At 52.3% G+C, this 14,558-nt stretch carries 15 protein-coding genes and 2 pseudogenes; 12 read left to right on the top strand and 5 right to left on the bottom strand.

Annotated elements, in window-relative coordinates; all coding sequences use genetic code 11:
* The coding region (locus ACZAHD_RS11725) for a transposase (RefSeq protein WP_462456923.1) at positions 1-182 on the top strand (182 nt) is incomplete at its 5' end.
* A gap of 78 nt (positions 183-260) precedes the next feature.
* Here the strand turns inward: ACZAHD_RS11725 and tyrP are convergent.
* Positions 261-1,478: a tyrosine transporter TyrP gene (tyrP, locus tag ACZAHD_RS11720; protein ID WP_462456922.1), complete on the bottom strand. Its 1,218-nt coding sequence runs from the start codon at positions 1,476-1,478 to the stop codon at positions 261-263.
* A gap of 193 nt (positions 1,479-1,671) precedes the next feature.
* On the opposite strand from tyrP, the gene ACZAHD_RS11715 reads away from it, so the two are divergent.
* Positions 1,672-1,911: a YecH family metal-binding protein gene (locus tag ACZAHD_RS11715; RefSeq protein ID WP_462456921.1), complete on the top strand. Its 240-nt coding sequence runs from the start codon at positions 1,672-1,674 to the stop codon at positions 1,909-1,911.
* A 36-nt stretch (positions 1,912-1,947) separates the two neighbouring features.
* Here ACZAHD_RS11715 and ftnA read toward each other — a convergent pair whose 3' ends face one another.
* Complete coding sequence (ftnA, locus tag ACZAHD_RS11710; RefSeq protein WP_462456920.1) at positions 1,948-2,445, bottom strand: non-heme ferritin; 498 nt, start codon at positions 2,443-2,445, stop codon at positions 1,948-1,950.
* Between the two features lie 432 nt (positions 2,446-2,877).
* Here ftnA and ACZAHD_RS11705 point away from each other — a divergent pair, with 432 nt between their 5' ends.
* Positions 2,878-3,516, top strand: a complete 639-nt coding sequence (locus ACZAHD_RS11705; protein ID WP_462456919.1) for an RpiB/LacA/LacB family sugar-phosphate isomerase — start codon at positions 2,878-2,880, stop codon at positions 3,514-3,516.
* 62 nt (positions 3,517-3,578) lie between these two features.
* Here the strand turns inward: ACZAHD_RS11705 and ACZAHD_RS11700 are convergent, their stop codons facing one another.
* Positions 3,579-5,000 carry an MFS transporter gene (locus ACZAHD_RS11700; RefSeq protein WP_462456918.1) on the bottom strand — a complete coding sequence of 474 codons (1,422 nt, stop codon included), beginning with the start codon at positions 4,998-5,000 and terminating at the stop codon, positions 3,579-3,581.
* A gap of 207 nt (positions 5,001-5,207) precedes the next feature.
* Between ACZAHD_RS11700 and azuC the strand changes: the two genes are divergently transcribed.
* Together azuC and ACZAHD_RS11690 are read left to right on the top strand one after the other, a co-directional pair.
* The gene (gene azuC, locus ACZAHD_RS11695; protein ID WP_462456925.1) at positions 5,208-5,291 is read left to right on the top strand and encodes a stress response protein AzuC; all 84 of its coding nucleotides are present in this window, start codon (positions 5,208-5,210) and stop codon (positions 5,289-5,291) included.
* 79 nt (positions 5,292-5,370) lie between these two features.
* A complete protein-coding gene (locus ACZAHD_RS11690; RefSeq protein ID WP_462456917.1) occupies positions 5,371-5,622 on the top strand; it encodes a DUF2766 family protein in 252 nt (83 codons plus the stop codon).
* A 236-nt stretch (positions 5,623-5,858) separates the two neighbouring features.
* On the opposite strand, the gene ACZAHD_RS11685 is transcribed toward ACZAHD_RS11690, so the two are convergent.
* Positions 5,859-6,362 carry a non-heme ferritin-like protein gene (locus ACZAHD_RS11685; RefSeq protein WP_462456916.1) on the bottom strand — a complete coding sequence of 168 codons (504 nt, stop codon included), beginning with the start codon at positions 6,360-6,362 and terminating at the stop codon, positions 5,859-5,861.
* Between the two features lie 901 nt (positions 6,363-7,263).
* Between ACZAHD_RS11685 and ACZAHD_RS11680 the strand changes: the two genes are divergently transcribed.
* From ACZAHD_RS11680 to otsA, 5 genes are all read left to right on the top strand, one after another.
* Positions 7,264-8,244, top strand: coding sequence for an arabinose ABC transporter substrate-binding protein (locus ACZAHD_RS11680; protein ID WP_462456915.1), 981 nt, complete (start codon positions 7,264-7,266; stop codon positions 8,242-8,244).
* Between the two features lie 62 nt (positions 8,245-8,306).
* Positions 8,307-9,821 (top strand): L-arabinose ABC transporter ATP-binding protein AraG, encoded by a 1,515-nt coding sequence (araG, locus tag ACZAHD_RS11675; protein ID WP_462456914.1) that lies wholly within the window; start codon positions 8,307-8,309, stop codon positions 9,819-9,821.
* Between the two features lie 14 nt (positions 9,822-9,835).
* A complete protein-coding gene (gene araH / locus ACZAHD_RS11670; protein ID WP_462456924.1) occupies positions 9,836-10,816 on the top strand; it encodes an L-arabinose ABC transporter permease AraH in 981 nt (326 codons plus the stop codon).
* Positions 10,817-10,977: 161 nt separating this feature from the next.
* The gene (otsB, locus tag ACZAHD_RS11665) at positions 10,978-11,781 is read left to right on the top strand and encodes a trehalose-phosphatase (RefSeq protein ID WP_462456913.1); all 804 of its coding nucleotides are present in this window, start codon (positions 10,978-10,980) and stop codon (positions 11,779-11,781) included.
* Entirely contained in the window at positions 11,756-13,180 is a 1,425-nt protein-coding gene (gene otsA, locus ACZAHD_RS11660) for an alpha,alpha-trehalose-phosphate synthase (protein ID WP_462456912.1), read from the top strand. Before otsB ends, otsA begins: the two co-directional genes overlap by 26 nt.
* A 33-nt stretch (positions 13,181-13,213) precedes the next feature.
* On the opposite strand, the gene uspC is transcribed toward otsA, so the two are convergent.
* A complete protein-coding gene (gene uspC, locus ACZAHD_RS11655; protein WP_462456911.1) occupies positions 13,214-13,642 on the bottom strand; it encodes a universal stress protein UspC in 429 nt (142 codons plus the stop codon).
* A gap of 237 nt (positions 13,643-13,879) precedes the next feature.
* On the opposite strand from uspC, the pseudogene ACZAHD_RS11650 reads away from it, so the two are divergent.
* Positions 13,880-14,143: pseudogene (locus ACZAHD_RS11650) on the top strand (MFS transporter); the annotation flags it as partial.
* Positions 14,119-14,520, top strand: a pseudogene (locus tag ACZAHD_RS11645) (glycoside hydrolase family 88 protein); the annotation flags it as partial. The pseudogenes ACZAHD_RS11650 and ACZAHD_RS11645, both read left to right, overlap by 25 nt.
* Between the last annotated feature and the right edge of the window lie 38 nt (positions 14,521-14,558).

Below are 14,558 nucleotides of genomic sequence, written 5' to 3'. Positions count from 1 at the left end.
TGAAAGGACGGACGGCCATCAGGCTGTTCGCGAAGTATCCTTATCTCAGGAAGCACAAGCTTTGGGGAAATCACTTCTGGCAAAGAGGGTATTTTGTGGACCCGGTAGGGGCAAACGAAGAAATAATTCGACGATATGTCCGGTACCAGGACAAGGTAGCCAAAGAGGAAGAAGAGAGATAAATACAGCCCGGACTGGAAGGGGAGTGTTTAAGCCCCCTTTTAGGGGGCTGTGTCAAAGCCACCTGCTACGCAGGTAGATTATTTACATCCTACCGCCGGCAGCAGACCCGCGACGATGCAAAACTGAATCGCGACAATCGCGATACCGCACAGCAGAACCAGCCACAGCGTCGGTGTTCCCCCTGCGACCCGCCAGGGTGCGTCAGGGTGCTGTTTCCGACTCTTCATCACCAGCAGCGAGGGGAGCATGAGCGCCAGCACCGCCAGCGCGACGCCGGCATAGCCCAGCGCCATCACGAAGCCGCGCGGATAAAACAGGGCAAAGGCCAGCGGCGGAAGGAAGGTGATTGCACCGCTTTGCAAACGACCGCCGGGGCTGTTTTTACGCTGGAACAGATCTGCCAGATAATCAAACAGGCCAAGCGCCACACCGAGGAACGAGGTCGCCAGCGCGAGGTCGGCGAACAGATGCACAGCCAGTTCAACGTGCGGCGACGCCACGACTTCGCGCAGTGCTTCCAGCAGCCCGTTCAGGCCGGCATTTTGCGCCAGCAGCGCAGTCAATGCCGGTGAATCAATACTACCGAGTGTCGCCAGCTGCCAGAAAATATAGGCGACCAGCGGGATAAAGCTGCCGATGATAAAGACCCGACGCAGCTTGCGAATATCGCCGTTAAGATAGCTGACGATGCTCGGCACGCTGCCGTGAAAACCGAAAGAGGTAAAAATCACCGGGATCGCCGACAGCGCCATGCCCTGCTGAAGCGGGAGCGTCAGCAGATTGATCCGGTGAATATGTGGCAACAACAGCGCCAGCATAATAGTGAGAAAAATGATCTTGGCGCTAAACAGGAAACGGTTAAACAGATCAACCAGCGATGTGCCGAGGCAGACTACCGCGCCGCCAACGGCGGTAAACAGCAGCACGCCGCCCGCAGGAGGAAGCGACCAGCCCAGCCACTGGTTGAGGCTGGAGGCCAGCAGTTCACCCGCGCCGCTGATGTAGGCAGCGGTCAGCGCGTACATCAGGAATAACATGCAGATGCCGGTCAGCCACTGCCCGTAACGCCCGAGATAACGTGCCGCCAGCGAACCGAGTCCCATGTCAGCAGGCACGTGCTGATAGACCTCCAGCAATAATAACGCGGTATAGCACATCAGCGCCCACAGCGCGATCAGTAAGCAGAAGGTGACGCTGAAGCCCACGCCCGCAGAAGCCAGCGGCATTGCCAACATCCCTGCGCCGATTGTGGTTCCGGACACGATTAAAATACTACCCAGAGTGCGATTCTTCACGTTTCTCTCTATCCATGAAGGAATTAGCAATAAAATATGCCGCGCAGAGTATGTGAAAATATCATTCTCGTCAAATGAGGGTTACAGTGGTTGTAATTAAATATTTACACTTGTGCAGGCCGCCTGAAGACTGCGCTGGCGCAAAGCTTGCTGCCAGCCACCGGGCTATTCTGGGCGTTTTACAGGAGGAGTTATGCAATCGATTCATGGTCATGAAGTGCTGCAGATGATGCTCGCCTCGGGCGAACCTTACTCGACAGCCAGTCTTGAGGCGGCAATCGTCACGCGCTTCGGCGCAGATGCACGTTTTCATACCTGCTCGGCAGAAAATTTAAGCGCAGCGGAGCTGGTGGCGTTTCTACAGAAAAAGGGGAAGTTTGTTGCCACAGAGGCGGGGTTTAATACGCGGGAGAGTAAAATTTGCCGACATTAATTTAGCGGCGAAGCCGAAACTTCGCCGCCGGGAGAATTAATTCTGCGTGTCGAGTGTTGCCAGTTCTTTATCAATAAAGTACAGGCCTTCGCCGCTTTTACCGGCGAGGGTCAGTTTATCAATAACAGATTTAAATAATTTCTCTTCTTCGTGCTGTTCAGCCACATACCACTGCAGGAAATTAAACGTCGGATAATCCTGATTCGTCATGGCGGCGTGGGCCAGCTCATTAATTTTCTGGGTAATCAGCTGTTCGTGTTCGTAGGTGACACGGAAAAGCTCATCCAGCGATGCATACTCGGCAAACGGCGAGGCGATGGCGTTGATGCAAGGCAGGCTGCCGGTATCGGTCAAATAATCAAACAGGCGCTGCATATGGGTCATCTCTTCCTGCGCATGACGGCGGAGGAATGCTGCGGCGCCTTCAAAGCTGTGGTAGCTGCACCATGCGCTCATTTGCTGGTAAAGCAGAGAAGAATAAAGCTCAAGATTCATTTGCTCATTCAGTTTATCGATCATTTCTGTTTTCAGCATCGCGTGTGCTCCGAAAATAAAGACTTAACATAATGGTGTCGCCACTATAATTTGTTATTAATTTATTTGCAAAAAGTAAATTAAAAAAATTATTTATTAAAAATGAAAATGGGAATAAAACGCATTGGCAATTTAATAAGTAATGAGAATGGTTTCGGTTTAATATTTTAGCCAGTGCGTATTAGCGAAATAAAAACAGAAATAAGGTGTCAGGCGTAGCAGGATAATGGCCCCCAGAAAACGGGCTTCGTCGGTACCCGTGGAGGCTGGCAAGGGTACGGCGGGAGCCAAAAGCAAAAAATGTGAAGTGCCACTTAATTTATAAAACAACTTTTCATAAAATTTGAAAGTGTGTTTGTTAAGTAGTAAGGTCCATCATAACGCTAACGAACGATCGCGGGAGTGCCCGCACAGCATTCAGGAGAGTAAAGCATGAAAATTGCACTGATGATGGAAAACAGCCAGGCCAGCAAAAATGCCGTCATCCTCAATCAGTTAAACGCTGTTGTCGATGAAAAGGACTTCCCGGTTTACAACGTCGGGATGAGCGATGAGCAGGACCATCATCTGACCTATATTCATCTGGGTATCATGGCCAGCATTCTGTTGAATTCGAAAGCGGTTGATTTCGTAGTGACCGGCTGCGGTACAGGGCAGGGCGCGCTGATGTCGCTGAACATCCACCCTGGCGTGGTGTGCGGCTACTGTATTGATCCGGCTGATGCTTTCCTGTTTGCGCAGATTAATAACGGTAACGCGCTGTCTCTGCCTTTTGCCAAAGGTTTTGGCTGGGGTGCCGAGCTGAACGTACGCTTTATTTTTGAAAAAGCCTTTACCGGTCGCAATGGCGAAGGTTATCCACCGGAGCGTAAAGAGCCGCAGGTGCGTAACGCCGGTATCCTGAATGCGGTGAAAGCCGCCGTGGTGAAAGATAACTATCTGGATACTCTGCGTGCTATCGACCCGGAACTGGTCAAAACGGCTGTCTCCGGCGCGCGTTTCCAGCAGTGCTTTTTCGAGAACTGCCAGGATAAAGAGATCGAAGCTTTTGTCCGTCAGATAGTCGGCTAAGCATGCGATTTTGTCCCCACGAAGGCCAGCTCCCGCTGGCCTTCGTGCTTTTATTTCTTCCTCTATTTCTTCCTCGTGGAGACGCTGCTGCCAGCATCTTTGCTCAACCGCAGACTATCCACCATTCCTACCAGACAAATTAAGGCAATAAAGACGAAGGAGAGTCGGAAGCTGATGCCCGGCAATGTGGTCAGGCTTAACCACTCACTGGCCTTTTCACCAATGCGAATGCCGATCGCGCCAAGCGTGATCCCCAGACCCACGGCCAGCTGAGAAGCGGTACTGAATAGCGTATTGGCGTAGCTCATCTGCGCCGGCGGGACGTCGGAAAAAGCAAGCGTGCTCACGCCGGTGAACTGAATCGAGCGGAACACGCCGCCGAGAAACAGGATCAGGAAAATGAGCCAGACCGGGGTCTGCGGCGTTAAAAAAGCGCAGGCCAGCAGCGAGATGACGTTGAGCGCCCCGTTTATCAGCAGCAGCCGGCGGAAGCCGAGACACCGGATGAGCGGGGTGGTTACGGGTTTAATGGTGAAATTGCCGACAAACACCGCTAGCACCAGCAGCCCGGAATGGAAAGGATCCATACCAAAGCCGACCTGAAACAACAGCGGCAGCAGAAAGGGAACGGCGCTGATAGAAGCTCGGAAAAGCGATCCCCCGTACATCGTAACCCGAAAGGTGGGCACCTGTAGCGCATCCAGACGCACCATTGGCCAGTCTGCCCGGCGAAAGTGGCGAAGAGAGAACAGCATACATCCCGTACCGAGCCCAAGCAGAGCCAGGGTTGCCCAACCTTGCGGCCGGGTATCGCCAAGCAACTCCATGGCGCTCACCAGGCAAACCATGGCAAGCGATGTTGTAAGGAAACCGGGAAGGTCAAAGGGGCGCCGCTCCACTTCGAGGATATCGGGAATAATACGCAGCGACAGCACTATAGCTATCAATCCCAAAGGAACATTAATAAAGAATATCCAGTGCCAACTGGCGTAGCGGGTAATAAAGCCGCCCAGCGGTGGACCGATGATGGGCGCAACCAGCGCTGGCCATGTCAGCGTGGCAATGGCTTTGATGAGCTGATCTTTCGGCGTGGTCCGCAGTACCGCCAGCCGGCCGACGGGAACCATCAGCGCGCCACCAATCCCCTGAAGGATACGCATGGCGACAAAGGTGTCCACGTTGGTGGACAAGCCGCAAAAAACGGAGGCAAGGGTAAAAATGGCCAATGCCAGCGTGAAGATCTTACGTGCGCCAAAACGATCGGCAATCCAGCCGCTGGCCGGGATCAACACCGCCAGCGTAATCAGATAGGCACTGATACCGATGTTCAGGTCAACCGCTGCAATGTCAAAATCCTTTGCCATGTCCGGCAGCGCGGTCGCGATGACTGTCCCGTCAAGAAACTCCATGAAAAATGCCCCGGCGACCAGCAGTGCGGGAGTGGAGAAGGCGCGGCCTTCTCGTGAAGAGATATCTGTACTCATTGTGTCAGCCATCGCCAGGTGAGGTGCTTATCGCGGGGAAAGCGCGCAGGTGCTTAACTCTGCGATTTTTCTCACTTTTGTTTTATTTATAAAATATTTTTGTGAAAAAAATGTGATTCAACGCATGTTTTTATTGATTTATGTGACGTAAGTCATATTATATGCCCATCAAAGGTAACACTTGCATAACAAAACCGGAGTCACTTCATGAAGCTGCGCAAAATTCTGAAGAGCATGTTCGAGCAGTACTGCAAAACATTTAAAGATGTACCGATGGGCGGTATGTTCTGATAAAAAAACCTGCTGCGGCAGGTTTTTTTATCTCTCGGGATTTAGGTTACTATTACGCTCCTCGAAAAAGGAGTAATAAATGTCTCAACATCTCACCGAACAAGACGAACTGGTTTCTGACGTTGTCGCCTGCCAGTTGGTTATCAAACAAATTCTCGACGTCATTGATGTCATCACCCCTGTCGAAGTACGCGAAAAAATGACCACGCAGTTGAAAGCCATCGATTTTGCCAGCCATCCGGCTTCGGCGGATCCGGTAACGCTGCGCGCGGTCCAAAAAGCGATTGCGCTGATTGAGCTTAAGTTTACACCGCAGGGTGAAGCTCACTGAGTTGTTTCGCCCCGCTCGTTGTCGATGGCGGGGCGAAAACCTGATGTTAATGAGAGATGGCGGTCTTTACCGGCACCGGCTGCTCATCTTTAAATAGCTTACTGTTGCCCCAGCACTTCTCACAACACCGGGCGACTATACCGGTCAGGGCGAGCGCGATGATGCGGTACTGCAGTCGTTCCCTCCGGTTTATCCTCGCGGAGGGAACGGCTAATATGGTGCTCGCCGCTACGGCCTTAATCCTCGTTGTGTGTCACCAGACTGAGCAGATGGCGATCGGTTTGCTGCATACCTAAACCGGCTTTATCCGCGTTACGGACCTCTTCAAGTACGCTTTGCAGCAGCATGCCGTCTTGCTGCTGCTCTTTCTCAAGCAGCGTCAGGAAGCGCCAGGTGGTCTCATCGCGTTGCGCTTTGGCTTCTTCCGTCAGTCCGGACAGCATGCTGCTACGCTGTTCATAATCGGCCAGGGTCGCGGTAAACAGATCTTCGAGGGAATGACAATTAGGGCTGTAACTGTCTTCATTTTTGACGATCGGCCAGTTTCCGCCGGTTTTCATAAAATCGAATACGCGCATCATCTGCGTCACGTGGGATTGTGCCCGGGAGCGCAAAAAGATAGCAGTGCCGTTCAAACGCTGCTGTTCGCACCATTCGCTGAGATGCAGATATAAATTTGATGCACGGAACTCAAGGTTCATCTGATTATTGAGTTTTTGAGCAATTCCAGGAACGACCATAAAAATATCCTTATTAAGCTGAAGTTATCATTCGTGCGTGTGGTACGTCGGGAACCTTCGTCGGTGAACGATAAAATGCGAGACTGTTTACGCATATTTACGCGTAACATTGTCGGCAAAATAATGAATTTGCACTTTCCCTATGTGTATCGGTAATTATTAGCGGCTGCCGATATATAGAGAATACCCTCAAGAGTAGGCTAAGGAAACTCTCAATTAGTCTGGTTTACTTTTTGTTACAATATCCTTATAAGACATATTGTTTTGCTTTTTTTTGGACTTTGTTTATATATCTTCATGATTTTATTGTTTTTGTCAGACTGGGGTTTTTATACTATGGATGATGGCTACGACATATTTATTAAATATGAATTTAATCCTGATGCATAATTTGGTCATATCGCATCGATACTTCGGTAAAAAAAAGGTAAATGGTGATGACGCCATTTTTACCGGATGAGATAAACGGAGCAGTGAGGTGTATTCTGTTATTAGCGGTAATAAAATTCTCCTGAGCGATATTTCATCTGGTGAGAAGTCGTATCAGTAAAGGAAACGGCTGAAGAAGGGGGAGTTGCACCTTAGGGAAACCCGCTGAGAAGGGGGGCGGCGCCCGCCACAAGGATAAGTCTGCTGGTGATATGGATAATGTCGCTATACATAGGGTTAATTGTCTGACAATTAGCTCTTTTTTTATGTCATTTTTCGCTAAATCTATGCACGCAATTACTGTAATTCCGTGATGTGATAATGCTCTCGTATGGAGAATTGATTTCCGGTTATTACTTAATGAACAACGGCAGTGCGGTGTGCGATTTTTCTAATGCCTTGTTTTAAGTCCGATAAAAAAATTAAGTCCGATACTTCCCTACAGAAAAGCGAAATAAAGCTGGAGTTTACCATGCACAAATTTACTAAAGCGCTGGCGGCGATCGGTCTCGCTGCGGTTATGTCACAATCAGCTATGGCTGAAACACTTAAACTCGGATTTCTGGTGAAACAGCCTGAAGAACCCTGGTTTCAGACCGAATGGAAATTTGCCGATAAGGCCGGTAAAGATTTGGGCTTTGAGGTGATTAAAATTGCGGTCCCGGATGGTGAGAAAACCCTTAATGCCATCGACAGCCTGGCGGCCAGCGGGGCGAAGGGCTTCGTTATTTGTACTCCTGACCCGAAACTCGGATCGGCGATTGTCGCCAAAGCTCGCGGATATGATATGAAAGTCATCACCGTCGATGACCAGTTCGTTAATGCGAAAGGTAAACCGATGGAGAGCGTGCCGCTGGTGATGATGGCCGCCAGTGAAATTGGTGCTCGTCAGGGTCAGGAGCTGTACAAAGAGATGCAAAAACGCGGCTGGGATGTGAAGGATACCGGCGTGATGGCGATTACCGCCGATGAACTCGATACCGCCCGTCGTCGTACCACGGGCTCCATTGATGCACTGAAAGCGGCCGGCTTCCCGGATAAACAGATTTACCGCGTCCCTACCAAATCCAACGATATTCCGGGCGCCTTCGACGCCGGTAACTCAATGCTGGTACAGCATCCTAAGGTGAAACACTGGCTGATCGTGGGGATGAATGACAACACCGTGCTGGGCGGCGTGCGCGCAACCGAAGGCCAGGGCTTTAAAGCCGGGGATGTGATCGGTATTGGCATTAATGGGGTGGATGCGGTTAACGAACTCTCCAAAGCACAGGCAACCGGTTTCTATGGCTCTCTGCTGCCTAGCCCGGATATCCACGGATATAAAACCAGCGAGATGCTCTACAACTGGGTCACTAAAGGCGTAGAACCGCCGAAATTCACTGCGGTTACCGATGTGGTGCTGATCACGCGCGACAATTTCAAAGAAGAGCTGGCGAAGAAAGGGCTGTAAGGCCTGGTTGACCATGCCTCCCGCATTCTGCGGGAGGATGAGCATCGAAGAGCGGAGTTGTTATGCAACAGTCTACCCCCTATCTCTCATTTCGCGGTATTACCATGACGTTTCCCGGCGTTAAGGCACTCTCCGATATTAGTTTTGACTGCTACAGCGGACAGATCCACGCCCTGATGGGAGAAAATGGTGCCGGAAAATCGACGCTGCTGAAGATTCTCAGCGGCAACTATATCCCCACCGCCGGCGACCTGCAGATAAACGGTCAGCCGCGCGTATTCACCAACACTACCGAAGCGCTTAACGCCGGAGTGGCGATCATTTATCAGGAGCTGCACCTGATTCCGGAAATGACCGTTGCGGAAAATATCTACCTCGGACAAATCCCGCATAAGTACGGGCTAGTGAACCGCTCACTGCTCAACTACGAAGCTCGTCTGCAGCTGGAGCATCTGGGGCTGGATATTGACCCGGAAACGCCGTTGAAATATCTCTCCATTGGCCAGTGGCAAATGGTAGAGATTGCCAAGGCGCTCACCCGCAACGCCAAGGTCATCGCCTTTGATGAACCGACCAGTTCTCTTTCGGCGCGCGAGATAGATCATCTGTTTCGTGTCATCCGTGAATTGCGCGAGGAAGGGCGCGTGATTATTTATGTTTCACACCGCATGGAGGAGATTTTTGCGCTCAGCGATGCGATCACCGTATTTAAAGATGGCCGCTATGTACGCACCTTCGATGATATGCAGACCGTGAGTCATGACGCGTTGGTACAGGCGATGGTGGGACGTGAGCTGGGCGATGTTTACGGCTGGAAACCACGTGAGTATGGCAAAGAGCGCCTGCGCCTGGAGCAGGTTAAGGCGCCCGGCGTCCGCCAGCCGGTAGATCTGTCGGTGCGCAGCGGAGAAATCGTTGGCCTGTTTGGGCTGGTCGGGGCCGGGCGAAGCGAGCTGATGAAAGGTTTGTTTGGCGGAACCCGTATCACCGGCGGTCAGGTGTATATCGACGGGCAGGCGATCGATATTCGTAAACCGGCGCAGGCTATCGAGGCCGGAATGATGCTGTGTCCGGAAGACCGCAAAGCGGAGGGCATTATTCCGGTCCACTCCGTACGCGACAATATCAATATTAGCGCGCGTCGCCGACATATTCACGCGGGCTGCATTATCAATAACGGCTGGGAAGCGCACAACGCCGATCAACATATTAAGTCGCTCAATATCAAAACCCCAGGCCCGGAGCAGCTGATTATGAATCTCTCCGGCGGCAACCAGCAGAAAGCGATTCTGGGACGTTGGCTGTCGGAAGAGATGAAAGTGATCCTGCTGGATGAGCCGACCCGCGGTATTGATGTGGGCGCTAAGCATGAAATCTATAACGTTATCTATGCCCTGGCGGCCTCCGGCGTCGCCGTCGTTTTCGCCTCCAGCGATTTACCCGAAGTGCTCGGCGTCGCCGATCGTATCGTGGTGATGCGCGAAGGTGAGGTGGCGGGCGAACTGCTGCATGACGATGCCAATGAACAGCAGGCGTTAAGCCTTGCGATGCCAAAAGTGAGCCAGGCGGTCGCCTGAGTAAGGAGTCAATGATGTCTTCTGTTACCACCCCTAATGCCCGACAGACTTCGTTTAGCTTTGCCCGAATCTGGGATCAGTTTGGCATGCTGGTTGTTTTTGCCGTGTTGTTTATCGGCTGCGTGATTTTTGTGCCCAATTTTGCCTCGTTTATCAATATGAAAGGACTGGGGCTGGCGATTTCGATGTCCGGTATGGTGGCCTGTGGCATGCTGTTTTGCCTGGCATCCGGGGATTTTGACCTGTCGGTGGCATCGGTTATCGCCTGTGCTGGCGTGACGACGGCCGTGGTGATTAATCTGACCGAAAGCATGTGGGTAGGGATTGCCGCCGGTCTGTTGTTGGGGGCAATCAGCGGACTGGTTAACGGCTTCGTGATTGCCCGCCTGAAAATTAACGCCCTGATCACGACGCTGGCCACCATGCAGATTGTGCGCGGCCTTGCTTATATTATCTCCGACGGTAAGGCGGTCGGCATTGAAGATGAGCGCTTCTTTACCTTAGGCTATGCCAACTGGTTTGGCCTGCCGGCCCCCATCTGGCTGACTGTCGCCTGTCTGATTATTTTTGGTTTGTTGCTGAACAAAACCACCTTTGGCCGCAATACGTTGGCTATCGGTGGCAATGAAGAGGCGGCCCGCCTGGCAGGGGTGCCAGTGGTGCGGACCAAAATTATTATTTTTGTTATCTCAGGCCTGGTTTCTGCCGCGGCAGGGATCATTCTCGCCTCACGCATGACCAGCGGCCAGCCGATGACCTCGATTGGCTATGAGCTGATCGTCATTTCAGCTTGCGTGCTGGGGGGGGTGTCGCTGAAAGGCGGGATCGGTAAGATCTCTTATGTGGTTGCCGGGATCCTGATCCTCGGCACCGTCGAGAACGCCATGAACCTGCTGAATATCTCGCCGTTCTCTCAGTACGTGGTGCGCGGTGTGATTCTGCTGGCGGCGGTTATCTTCGACCGTTATAAACAAAAAGCCAAACGGACTGCTTAATTCTCCCCCAACCTTTTAGTCTAATCCTCGATTATCGCCAGTGCCCGCTGCGCTGGCGATAGCTATCGAAAATGGCGATCCCGGTCACACTGTCTATACTTACATGGCTAACAATCCGTTAACAACCAGCGTTGTGCTGGCCATGAAAGGAGGAGAAGAGGGTGGCTGACAAGATATCTGTACCGCCTGTGCCAACCGAACATCAAGCATTTTTCTTTGACCTCGACGGCACACTTGCCGATATCAAACCTCATCCCGATCAGGTTGTTATCCCTACATATGCGCTGCAGGCGCTGAGGCAGCTCGCGCAGCAACAGAGTGGGGCGGTGGCATTGATTTCAGGGCGCTCAATGGTTGAGCTTGATGCGCTTACCCATCCTTACCGGCTGCCGCTGGCCGGTGTTCACGGGGCAGAACGCCGCGATATCAATGGTAAAACGCATATCGTCACGCTTCCTGATGTGCTGCTCCGGGAACTGGATCAGCAACTGCGGGCGGCGCTGGAGGCGATGCCAGGCTGCGAACTTGAACACAAAGGGATGGCGTTTGCGCTGCATTATCGCCAGGCGCCAGCGTACCAGAGCGCGGCGTTGTCGCTGGCGCAGGGGATTGTCAAACGTTACCCCATTCTCGCCCTGCAGTTGGGTAAGTGTGTCGTGGAGATCAAGCCGCATGGGGTCAATAAAGGGGAAGCGATCGCGACGTTTATGCAGGAGGCGCCTTTTCAGGGGCGCAAGCCGGTATTCGTTGGCGACGATTTGACGGACGAAGCCGGGTTTAGCGTAGTGAATCAGCTCGGCGGCATGTCGATAAAAGTTGGCAAGGGCGACACCCAGGCGCAATGGCGTCTGCCGGATGTCGCGGCTGTTCAGCATTGGTTAATCAGCATCGCAAATAATAAGCAACAACCTGATGCGCAAAATGACAGGAGGGAGGGTTATGGGGCGCTTAGTCGTAATATCTAATCGTATTGCGCCACCGGATGATAAAAAGGCCAGCGCGGGCGGCCTGGCCGTTGGTATTTTGGGCGCGCTGAAGGCCGCCGGTGGATTATGGTTTGGCTGGAGCGGAGAAATTGGGGATGACCAGAAACCGCTAAATACAGTGACGCGAGGGAATATCACCTGGGCCTCGTTTACGCTCAATGAGCGGGATCATGATGAATACTATAACCAGTTTTCCAATGCCGTGCTGTGGCCCGCATTTCACTATCGGTTGGATCTGGTGGACTTCCAGCGCCCGTCCTGGGACGGTTACCTGCGGGTCAATGCCAACCTGGCGAAAAAGCTCCTGCCGCTGATTGAGCCGGATGATATTTTGTGGATTCATGATTATCATCTGCTGCCCTTGGCCAGCGAGTTGCGCAAGCTTGGGGTCAATAACCGTATCGGCTTCTTTTTGCACATTCCGTTCCCGACGCCAGAGATTTTTAACGCACTGCCCCCGCATGCCGAGCTTCTTGAACAGCTCTGTGACTACGATCTGCTTGGCTTCCAGACCGATAATGACAGGGTGGCGTTTCTTGATAGCGTCTCGCTACAGACCCGGGTGGTGACGCGAGATGACCGACGTCATGAGGCATGGGGCAAACATTTCCGCACCGAGGTTTACCCGATAGGTATCGATCCTGACGAGATTGCGCGAAGTGCGAAGGGGCCGTTACCACCCAAACTGGCGCAGTTGAAAAGCGAGCTCAAGGGGGTAAAAAATATCTTCTCCGTTGAGCGACTGGATTACTCTAAAGGCCTGCCGGAGCGCTTTCTCGCCTATGAAGCCCTGCTGGAGAAATACCCACAGCACCACGGCAAGATTCGCTATACGCAGATTGCGCCAACCTCCCGCGGCGAAGTGCAGGCGTATCAGGATATTCGCCATCAGCTGGAGACTGCCAGCGGCAGAATCAATGGCCAGTACGGACAGTTGGGCTGGACACCGCTGTACTACTTGAATCAACATTTTGAACGCAAACTGTTGATGAAGATCTTCCGCTATTCCGATGTCGGGTTAGTGACGCCTCTACGCGACGGGATGAATCTGGTGGCGAAAGAATTTGTTGCTGCCCAGGACTCGCAGAATCCTGGCGTACTGGTCCTGTCGCAGTTTGCCGGCGCGGCAAATGAGTTGACCAGTGCGCTGATCGTTAATCCCTACGATCGCGACGAGGTGGCGGCAGCGCTGGATCGTGGCTTGACGATGCCGCTGGCGGAACGCATTGCGCGTCATGCGGAGATGCTGGCGGTCATCAAGGATAATGATATCTATCGCTGGCAGGAGCGGTTCATTACCGATTTAAAGCAGGTTGAGCCGCGCAGTGAGGAGAGCCGATTGCAACACAAAGTCTCGACTTTTCCCAAACTGGCATAGTGAGGTAGGAGAGACAGGCTGATGCCTTTGGTGTCAGCCTTTTTCAAGGGAAACCAGTAAAACGTCCACGCCGCTGCTGCCGACGATGCTTTTTGCCGAGCAGGTGGCGCGCGAAAACAGGCTGTGGTTGTGATTGCCGCATATCACCAGGTCCACGTGATGTTGCTGGCAAAAATTCTTGATGTGGTGGCTAAGTTCGCCGCTGGCAATCGTCACGTTATCGATAGGATAATCGGCTTCTTTCGCCAGTCCGGAGAGAAAATCTCGCGTTTCTTCATGTACTAAGTCCCGCAGATTTTCCAGCATCGGCGCAGCAAACTGGTTATATAACTCCGGATCGGTGGCCAGCGTGATCAGACTGACTTTGGCATCCAGCGGACGTGCGATAGAGACCGCTTTATTGATAAGCACGCGGCTTTCCGGCGTTGGGGCGACGGCAACGAGCAGATGAGAATAGGACATCAGGCCTCCTTCAGATATGCGAAATAACCCTTCATACTTTCTTTACTCCCATTTTTTATCTCCCGCAATACCTGTTCATCACACATCAGACGCCTGATTTCTGCTGGCGATAAATCACGTTTTTGCCGGCTTAATTTTAGCGTTGGCTATGTGTTTTTCTATAAAGGAAATCCTGTTTTATAAAGAGGTAATGCGTGTCCGTCGACGCTTTGCATTTTTGCCACGACGAGCATAGGGGTTGCTGATATGGAATTGTGGTATTACCTGCGCAGCTATCTCCTGTTCGCTATCGTCTACATCATGATTCTGGTGCCGTATGAAACGCGGGTACCGGAATGACCGATGATTTTAAACAAAAACCAAATTCTTCCGTGCGTGTATTCGATGGCGCAGATGTCGGCCATTATGGCGTCATTCCTGCCGGGTATTCTGCTGACCGAGCTTGGTAAGGACAACGCGATTTCCTTGCGTAGTTTGATTTATCGGAGCACGGTGCTGTCAGGCGCCATTTTATCCAGGCGCTGAACGCGCAAATTGCCGCGCTGGCAAAAGGTCAGGATGACAGCGGTCTGTGGCATACGCAGTTGGACGATCCGTACTTGAGCCTGGAAGCGTCGATCCTTGCCGGATTTGCCTATGGCATTCTGAAAGCGGTGCGTAAACACCAGGTTGTGGTGGAGTATGCCGAGGTGGCGGAGAAGGCGATTCGCGTGGGTGGTGAGAAATCTCTCCCGGAAGGCGAGTTGTCGCAGACCTCGTTTGGTATCGGGATAGCCGGGAATCTCGACTTTTATCGTGAAATCCCGCAGACCTCGATGCCCGATGGTCAGGCGATGGCGAGCCGGTGTCTGGCGGCGTATTTGCGCAAATACTTCTAAGACAGGATTCTCGGGCCCTTGTCACCCCTGTAACCCTT

Source organism: Raoultella sp., from assembly GCF_039594335.1.
Taxonomy (GTDB): domain Bacteria; phylum Pseudomonadota; class Gammaproteobacteria; order Enterobacterales; family Enterobacteriaceae; genus Klebsiella.
The sequence above is the reverse complement of the archived record's forward strand: the minus strand, read 5'-3'. Positions and strand labels throughout refer to the sequence as shown.

What these genes read in the sequence shown, in the direction of transcription:
- ACZAHD_RS11705 (WP_462456919.1), top strand. Translation starts at nt 2,878, where the DNA reads ATGAAAATTGCACTGATGATGGAAAACAGCCAGGCCAGCAAAAATGCC.
- uspC (WP_462456911.1), bottom strand. Translation starts at nt 13,642, where the DNA reads ATGTCCTATTCTCATCTGCTCGTTGCCGTCGCCCCAACGCCGGAAAGC.
- araH (WP_462456924.1), top strand. Translation starts at nt 9,836, where the DNA reads ATGTCTTCTGTTACCACCCCTAATGCCCGACAGACTTCGTTTAGCTTT.
- ftnA (WP_462456920.1), bottom strand. Translation starts at nt 2,445, where the DNA reads ATGCTGAAAACAGAAATGATCGATAAACTGAATGAGCAAATGAATCTT.
- araG (WP_462456914.1), top strand. Translation starts at nt 8,307, where the DNA reads ATGCAACAGTCTACCCCCTATCTCTCATTTCGCGGTATTACCATGACG.
- otsA (WP_462456912.1), top strand. Translation starts at nt 11,756, where the DNA reads ATGGGGCGCTTAGTCGTAATATCTAATCGTATTGCGCCACCGGATGAT.
- ACZAHD_RS11690 (WP_462456917.1), top strand. Translation starts at nt 5,371, where the DNA reads ATGTCTCAACATCTCACCGAACAAGACGAACTGGTTTCTGACGTTGTC.
- ACZAHD_RS11685 (WP_462456916.1), bottom strand. Translation starts at nt 6,362, where the DNA reads ATGGTCGTTCCTGGAATTGCTCAAAAACTCAATAATCAGATGAACCTT.
- ACZAHD_RS11700 (WP_462456918.1), bottom strand. Translation starts at nt 5,000, where the DNA reads ATGAGTACAGATATCTCTTCACGAGAAGGCCGCGCCTTCTCCACTCCC.
- azuC (WP_462456925.1), top strand. Translation starts at nt 5,208, where the DNA reads ATGAAGCTGCGCAAAATTCTGAAGAGCATGTTCGAGCAGTACTGCAAA.
- ACZAHD_RS11680 (WP_462456915.1), top strand. Translation starts at nt 7,264, where the DNA reads ATGCACAAATTTACTAAAGCGCTGGCGGCGATCGGTCTCGCTGCGGTT.
- ACZAHD_RS11715 (WP_462456921.1), top strand. Translation starts at nt 1,672, where the DNA reads ATGCAATCGATTCATGGTCATGAAGTGCTGCAGATGATGCTCGCCTCG.